A 7,072-nucleotide genomic window follows, 5' to 3' on the forward strand; every position below is an offset into this window, starting at 1 on the left:
GATCTGCCACGTCCACACCACCGCGACGATGGCCGTGGCGAGCCACAAGGACGGGCTGCTGCCGACCAATTTCTACGCCTGCAATTTCCAGGGGCAGATCGGCTATCACGATTTCGAGGGCGTCACCGTGCGCGCGGAAGAGGGCGAGCGGCTGGTGCAGAACCTCGGCAACCACACCATCCTGATGCTGCGCAATCACGGCCCGGTGGTAATGGACCGAACCATCCAGGGCATGTTCGTCAAGATGTGGGCGCTTCAGCGCGCCTGCGAGATTCAGGTGGCGACCCTGAGCATGGGCGATCCGGTGCTCGTTCCGCAATCGGTGGTCGACGTGCACCAGCGTGACCTTTCGGTGATGCAGGGTCAGGGCGGAGCGGGGCTGTTCGATTTCGAGGCGTGGAAGCGCCGGATCGACAAGATCGACGACAGCTGGCGCCAGTAAGCGCTTGAGGTTCAGCCATGTCGCGGATGACCGTCAACGACCGGCCGGTGCAGTTCGACCTCGATCCGCGGATGCCGCTGCTCTACGCGCTGAGGGAGGCGATGAACCTCACCGGCACCAAGGCGTGCGGGGGCGGGAGCGACTGCTCGGGGGCGTGCATGGTGCTGGTCGACGGGGTGGCGCTGCGCTCCTGCGCGATCACGCTGGCCGAGGCCGAGGGGCGGCTGATCACCACCATCGAGGGATTGAGCCGCGATCGCTCGCACCCCGTCCAGCAGGCGATGGTGGCGCAGCAGGCGGTGCAATGCGGCTATTGCACGCCGGGCATGGTTATCTCGCTCGCCGCGCTGCTCCAGAGGAACGCCGCACCGACCCAGGCCGATATCGAGGCGGGGGTGCCCAACCTGTGCCGCTGCGGGGTCTATCCGCGCCTCGTCAAGGTGATCGAGCAGGCCGCGCGCGTGGCAGCGCGGCAGGAGCGCGTGAGCGCCGCGCCCGCGCCGGGGATCAGCCCCGAGGATGCGGCCAAGGCGGTGCCCGCGCTGCGCGTGCCGGAGGACCAGTGACATGGCAAAACTGAAGGCGACGATCTGGCACAACCCGGCCTGCGGCACATCGAGGAAGACGCTGGCGATCCTCGAGGCGCTCTCGGGTGTGGAACTGACGGTGGTCGAATACCTGAAGACGCCGCCCTCTGCCGAGAAGCTCGCGCAGCTTTACCGCGACGCCGGGCTGACGCCCCAAGCGGGCCTGCGCCTGCGCGGCACGGACGCGGCGGAGCGGGGCTTGCCCGAGGCCGATGACGCGGCGGTGCTGGCGGCGATGGTCGCGGACCCGATCCTGATCGAGCGGCCGCTGGTGGAGACCGATAAGGGGGTGCGGCTGTGCCGGCCTCAGGACAAGGTGCTGGAGATACTCTAGGTGCGGTCCTTGGTGAGGTCCCCGTCGGCTTGCAGGCTCACCCAACCATGCACCAGCACCACGGCGCACAGGGCGACTATCAGGCCGAAGCCTAGCCAGTCGGAGGTGCCATAGAGCCACACGCCCAGGGCGGGCGCGTAGATGTAGGAGGCTCCGGCGAGGCTGGCGACTATCCCTGAGGCCTGCCCCTGCTCGGCGCGGGTCACGGCGAGCGATGTGCCGGCGGTGGTCCCCGGGCGGAACAGACCGAAGCCCAATGAGGCGATGGCGTAGCCCAGCGCGATGAGGTGCAGGTCACCTGCAATCCCGAGAATGGCCGTGCCGATCGCGGCGGCCGCAATGCCCCAGAGCGTCGCCGCCCGCGGGCCGAGGTCGAAGCGCGGGATCAGGCCCCACTGCGCGAGCAGGGTCGCGATCGCCCCGCTCATCAGCACGAGGCCGATCGGCCCCGCGCCGGCATCGGGGGTGTCTCGCAATGCGAGGCGATCGAGCACGAGGAAACCCGCGATGCCCTGCACCATCGCCTGCGCGTGGCCGCCGACCAGCCCGGCGAAGACCCAGGGGCGCAGCCGCGGGTCGCGCCAGGTGAGGCGCGGCGGCTCGGCGGCGGGGGCAGGGGAGGGGACGGGCTCCGCGTCCTCCGCCTCGCGCGGATCGGCCGGCGCGCCGGTGGCACTCGCATAGGGGGCGGCCTGCCCGCGCGCGGCGTATTGCGGCTCATCGTCGGGCAGGCGCAGGCGCAGGAGGACGAGCGCGACGGCGCCGATGGCGGCAAAGGCAAGGAACGGCCCGGTCAGCCCGAGGCCGAGGAAGGGCACCACCATCAGCGGTGCCAGTGCCGGGCCGATCACGGTGCCGAGCCCGAAGCTCGAGGCGATCAGCGAGAGCGCCTGGGTGCGCTGGGCCCGCGGCGTGCGCGAGGCGACATAGGCCTGCACCGCGGGCGGCGCGGCGCTCCCGAAGAAGCCGTAGAGGCTGCGCGCGGCGGCGAACAGCACCAGTGTCCACACGGCGGTGAGCCAGCCCGAGAGCCCCGCCCACAGCGCCGCGCCGCACAGCACGAAGCTGGCGATGAAGCCCGCAAGGCCGAGCGCCATCATCGCCTTCCTCCCCCGCTGGTCCGACCGCCGCGCCCAGAACGGGGCGAACACCACCCACAGAAGCGCCGACCACGAATAGGCAAGGCTGATCCACACGTCGGCGACTTTCAGCGCGGTGCCGATCGAGGGCATCACCGATTGCATCGCGGTGTTGCCGGCCGCCGTCACCAGCATCACCATGAACAACAGCGCCATGCGCGACGGCGGGATCGCCGGCGCGGTCGCGGGGTCGGCGGTTGCGCCGGTGCGGCTCAGGTCAGGATCGGTCTCGGCCATCGCTCGGTGCGCGGCTCCCTATTCGAACAGGTCGGCGTCCCGATCTGCGGGCGATTGCGAGAGCTGGCGGTAGATCGCCACCGTCAGCGCATAGGCGAGCGTGTAGAACACCGTCAGCATCAGCGCATAGAACGCCGCATTGCCGAACAATGCCACCCGGTCGCCGAGCGCCGCGAACACCAGCCCGACGACCAGCGACAGGATCAGCCCGATCACCAGCCCCAGAAACACCAGCATCGCAAAGAAGGCGAACAGCCGGAACGAGTTCGCCTTGGTGAGCTGCCACGAGCGGCGCATCGCCTCGATGGGATTGCGCTGCCCGGCGAGCACGATCACCGCGATTGCCAGCGAGAACTTGACCGTCAGGTACAGCGTCACCGGCAGAATGACGAGGCTCGCCGCCGCCTCGGCCAGCTCGGGCAGGAGGCCTGCAAGCAGCGAAGGGAGCTGGGTCAGCACCCCGACCACGAGCTGCGTACCGAACACCGGCAGCAGCAGGCGCGGCAGGCGGGCGAGCACCTCGCGCACCGTCGGTCGCCCGGGATCGCCCAGCAGCGCGAGGATCGCGATCGAGGCGCAGATCTGGCCCACCCCGACCAGCAGCAGCGCCCACCAATTGGCCAGCAGCAGTGCGTTGATCTGCCCGGCGATCTTCTGAGGGTCAGGCTCGGCGCCCTCGGGTCCGAAATCAATGCCGCTCCCCAGAAGCGCGATCAGCAGCACGAACAGCGGCAGGAACAGGAACACCCCCGCCAGCACGCTGACGAGATCGCGATTGGCGCCGACCATGCCGGTCGCCTGGGTCCACGCCCTGCCCATGTCGAGCTTGCTGTGATGCATCGCGGATCCCTTCATCGCGCGAGGCGCATTTCGCCTCTTGATCTCGCCGCTCAATGCCCCCACCGGTTCGCCATGGCAAGCACTGCTCCAGCCGCTGGCGGCGCATTTCCCATCGAATGGCGGCGCGAGACCGCACAAGTGCCCTATGCGCGCGCACTTTCGGAAATGGAGGCGCGCAATGCTGCGGTCCATGCGGGCGAGGCGGCGGAACTGGTATGGCTGCTCGAGCATCCCCCGGTCTACACGGCCGGCACCAGCGCGGACCCGGCCGAACTGGTCGACCCGCGCTTCGAGGTGGTCGAGGCCGGGCGCGGCGGGCGCTACACCTATCACGGGCCGGGCCAGCGGGTGGGCTATCTGGTGCTCGACCTCGCCAAGCGCGGCAAGGACGTGCGCTGCTTCGTCCACGCGATCGAGGGCTGGGTGATCGCGACGCTCAAAGGCTTCGGGATCGAGAGCTGGCGCGCCGAGAGTCGCGTCGGCATCTGGACGCGGGACATCGACGGCTCGGAAGCAAAGATCGGGGCGATCGGCGTGCGCGTTCGGCGATGGGTGACGATGCACGGCTTCTCGGTCAACCTCGACCCTGACCTCACGCACTTCGGCGGGATCGTGCCCTGCGGCATTGCCGAATATGGCGTGACCAGTCTGGCGCGGCTGGGGCTCAGGGTTTCGGCCGAGCAATGGGACGCTGCGCTGAAAGCGACCAGTGACGATTTCCTTGACGCATTGGATGCCGCCGCCAAAAGGGCGTGCCGATGAAACGCGCTCTTGTCCTCGCCCTGCCTCTCGCGCTCGCCGCCTGCGAGCAGCAGGCCACCGCGCCCGTCGAACAGGGCGGCGCAGCCTCGGGCGAGGTGCTGGCCGGCTCCATCTCGGACGCGATGATCCCGCTCGAACAGCTCGATTCGCAGGCGCCCCTGGCCCCGCGCCAGGTGCGCACCGTGGGCGAGGACATCGACGCCGAACAGCCCGAGGTGACGCCGATGGAGGGCATCGAGGGCGCGCCCGCAGAGGGGGCCGACGCAGCCCCTGCTGCCCCGGCCCCCGCCGCCACGGAATAGTACCCCAGCCCTTGGCACAAAGCCCGATTTCAGGCGCGGCCGTTGCTGGACGAATGGCCTGAAGTGGGTGGGGCGCTGCAATCAAAAGCGGTAGGAGACCACCGCCTTGATGGACTGTAAGTTGAAATTGTCGTTTTCCCGCATGAAGTCTACTCCGCCGGCAAGGACAAACGGATTGGTGGCCGGCGCAGTGCCTTGGCCGACGCGGATCAAAGTCTCATCGTCATTATAGCCGGTGTAGAGATATTCGATACCGAGCGAGAAATTGCTGCCGATCTTCTGTTCCAGCCCAGCGCCGATCTGGAAGCCATAGGCGCTGTCATCGGCAATCACAGTGAAGGTGTTGGCGCTGTTGCTGGATTCGAATGACTGGTCGAGTTTCGCATACGCGACCCCGCCAGTGGCATAGAGCAAGGTCGATTCAGTTACGGTGTAACCGGCACGCAGGCGGAGCGCCGCGTTGTAATCGATGGTGCGCTCCATGTAGTAGAATGCCGGTGTAGTGCTGAATGCCGAAACAGCGTCGCGAACATCAACCGTGCCGACCTCGCCAACAACACCGAGTACAAGACTACCCATCTGGTAATCGTATCCGGCCCGCGCTGCAAAACTCACCCCATCGGAATCAGGAATGCAGTTCGTGTTTTGCGGTGACGTGGCTTCACCCCCGCAAAAGCCGGGCGAAAAAGCATTCGCGCCCGCACCGGTCGTAACGGTTTCACCAAAGGTACCGTTCGAACCGCGGTCGAAGGTGATTGTTTCATCGCTGTCGCTGGCTTGGAAATCATAGCCAATCGCAACGCCCGCGTAAAAGCCGTCGAATTCATCTTCCGCGTGAGCAGGGGTAGCCGCCAGGGTGACCCCGACGATGGCAACTGCAAGTGCTCTCATTGAAAAACTCCCAAAATACTAAATACTTGCTGTATGGGCGTTTGCCCATAAGGACTGGGAGATTACCGTCTGACCATCTTTTGAGACGCCGTTCACGCCTGAAACGATTATCTGGCCTGGCAGGCGAAACTCACCTGTCTTGATTGCACAGACACGCGTCATGTCAGCGTGTTTGCCTGGTCCCACGGGGCTCTCGTTCAGCCCTACGTCGGTGAGGTGGCGGCAGATTGGATTGGGCCAAATTATTTCGCAGCGCTCGGCCTCCGGCCGGATGCGAAGCGCGCTGTGGCCGCGGCCGGCCGTAAAAAGGCTAGCCTGCATGGCTTGCCGTAATCACCGATCCCGAAAGTCGGGCGGCCATCCATGATGGATTATTGTAACGGCGGTAGCTCGCCGAATGGCAGGTTCAATCCCGGCAGCATCGCAATGCGGACGCTGCCGGGAGAGCTGTTACTCCGCTGCCTGCGCCTGTTCCTCTTCGAGGGTCGGGTAGTCGACATAGCCTTCGGGGATCGGGAAGTACCAGCTCTTGGGCACGTCCTTGTTGGGGGTCCAGTGGGCGCCGGCCGCGATCCGCTTGTCGAGATCGGGGTTGGAGATATAGGGCCGCCCGAAGCTCACCGCGTCGCACTTGCCGCTGGTCACGTCGGCGACGGCCTCCTCGGCGGTGTAGTCCGAGTTGAGGATCAGCGTGCCGGTGTAGATCCGGCGGATCAGCGGGCTCTGCTTGGGCACATCGGTGCGGCCGAAGGTGCCTTCCGGCCCGGGCTCGCGCAGTTCGACGAAGGCAAGGCCGAGTTCCTCGCACACCTTGGCCGCCGCGCCGAAGGTCGCCGCCGGGTTGCTGTCATCGGTGCCTTGCGAATCCCCATTGGGCGAGAGGCGGATGCCGACGCGGTCCGCGCCCCAGACGTCGATCAGCGCCTCCAAGACTTCGCGCATGAAGCGGGTGCGGTTTTCCGGCGAGCCGCCATATTCGTCGGTGCGCAGGTTGGTGCCATCGCGCAGGAACTGGTCGACGAGGTAGCCATTCGCGCCGTGGAGCTGCACCCCGTCAAAGCCCGCCTTCTTGGCGTTCTCGGCGGCGCGGCGGTAGTCGCCGATGGTGCGCTGGATGTCCTCATGCGTCATTTCGCGGGCGACGGCATAGGGCTGCTTGCCGGTGGGCGTGTGCGCCTCGCCCGGAGCCTGCGTGGCGCTCGCCGAGAAGGGCGGCTGGCCATCGAGGAACACGGGGTGGACGATGCGGCCCATGTGCCACAGCTGCATGACGATGAGGCCGCCCTCTTCGTGCACGGCCTTGGTGGTGGCCTTCCACGCCTCGGTCTGCTCGTCGCTCCAGATGCCCGGCGCGCTCGGCCAGCCGAGGCCTTCGCGGCTGACGCCGGTCGCTTCGGTCAGGATCATGCCCGCGCCCGCGCGCTGGCGGTAATAGGTCGCCATCAATTCATTGGGCACGAACATCGGCTCGGCCGCGCGGCCACGGGTGAGCGGAGCCATGTGGATGCGGTTCTTGGCATGGAGCGCGCCCATCTGGA

Annotated in this window: 9 protein-coding genes; 5 read left to right on the top strand and 4 right to left on the bottom strand. The window is 67.1% G+C overall.

The window, feature by feature from the left end:
• From NBV68_RS16100 to NBV68_RS16110, 3 genes are all read left to right on the top strand, one after another.
• The coding region (locus tag NBV68_RS16100; protein WP_296311690.1) for a class II aldolase/adducin family protein at nt 1-442 on the top strand (442 nt) is incomplete at its 5' end.
• A gap of 17 nt (nt 443-459) precedes the next feature.
• On the top strand, nt 460-1,008 hold the full coding sequence (locus NBV68_RS16105; RefSeq protein WP_296311692.1) for a (2Fe-2S)-binding protein: 549 nt from the start codon (nt 460-462) through the stop codon (nt 1,006-1,008).
• A 10-nt stretch (nt 1,009-1,018) separates the two neighbouring features.
• A complete protein-coding gene (locus NBV68_RS16110; protein ID WP_296311712.1) occupies nt 1,019-1,363 on the top strand; it encodes an arsenate reductase family protein in 345 nt (114 codons plus the stop codon).
• On the opposite strand, the gene NBV68_RS16115 is transcribed toward NBV68_RS16110, so the two are convergent.
• Nucleotides 1,360-2,739, bottom strand: coding sequence for an MFS transporter (locus tag NBV68_RS16115; protein ID WP_296311694.1), 1,380 nt, complete (start codon nt 2,737-2,739; stop codon nt 1,360-1,362). The genes NBV68_RS16110 and NBV68_RS16115 overlap by 4 nt on opposite strands.
• 18 nt (nt 2,740-2,757) lie before the next feature.
• Complete coding sequence (locus tag NBV68_RS16120) at nt 2,758-3,579, bottom strand: glycerophosphoryl diester phosphodiesterase membrane domain-containing protein (RefSeq protein ID WP_296311699.1); 822 nt, start codon at nt 3,577-3,579, stop codon at nt 2,758-2,760.
• Between the two features lie 72 nt (nt 3,580-3,651).
• Between NBV68_RS16120 and lipB the strand changes: the two genes are divergently transcribed.
• Entirely contained in the window at nt 3,652-4,341 is a 690-nt protein-coding gene (gene lipB / locus NBV68_RS16125; protein WP_296311703.1) for a lipoyl(octanoyl) transferase LipB, read from the top strand.
• Complete coding sequence (locus NBV68_RS16130) at nt 4,338-4,643, top strand: hypothetical protein (protein ID WP_296311705.1); 306 nt, start codon at nt 4,338-4,340, stop codon at nt 4,641-4,643. The genes lipB and NBV68_RS16130 overlap by 4 nt, the downstream gene beginning before the upstream one ends.
• 81 nt (nt 4,644-4,724) lie before the next feature.
• On the opposite strand, the gene NBV68_RS16135 is transcribed toward NBV68_RS16130, so the two are convergent.
• Nucleotides 4,725-5,534: an outer membrane beta-barrel protein gene (locus NBV68_RS16135; RefSeq protein WP_296311708.1), complete on the bottom strand. Its 810-nt coding sequence runs from the start codon at nt 5,532-5,534 to the stop codon at nt 4,725-4,727.
• 450 nt (nt 5,535-5,984) lie between these two features.
• The coding region (locus NBV68_RS16140; protein ID WP_296311710.1) for an alkene reductase at nt 5,985-7,072 on the bottom strand (1,088 nt) is incomplete at its 5' end.

This window comes from Erythrobacter sp. (genome assembly GCF_023653175.1).
Taxonomy (GTDB): Bacteria; Pseudomonadota; Alphaproteobacteria; order Sphingomonadales; family Sphingomonadaceae; genus Erythrobacter.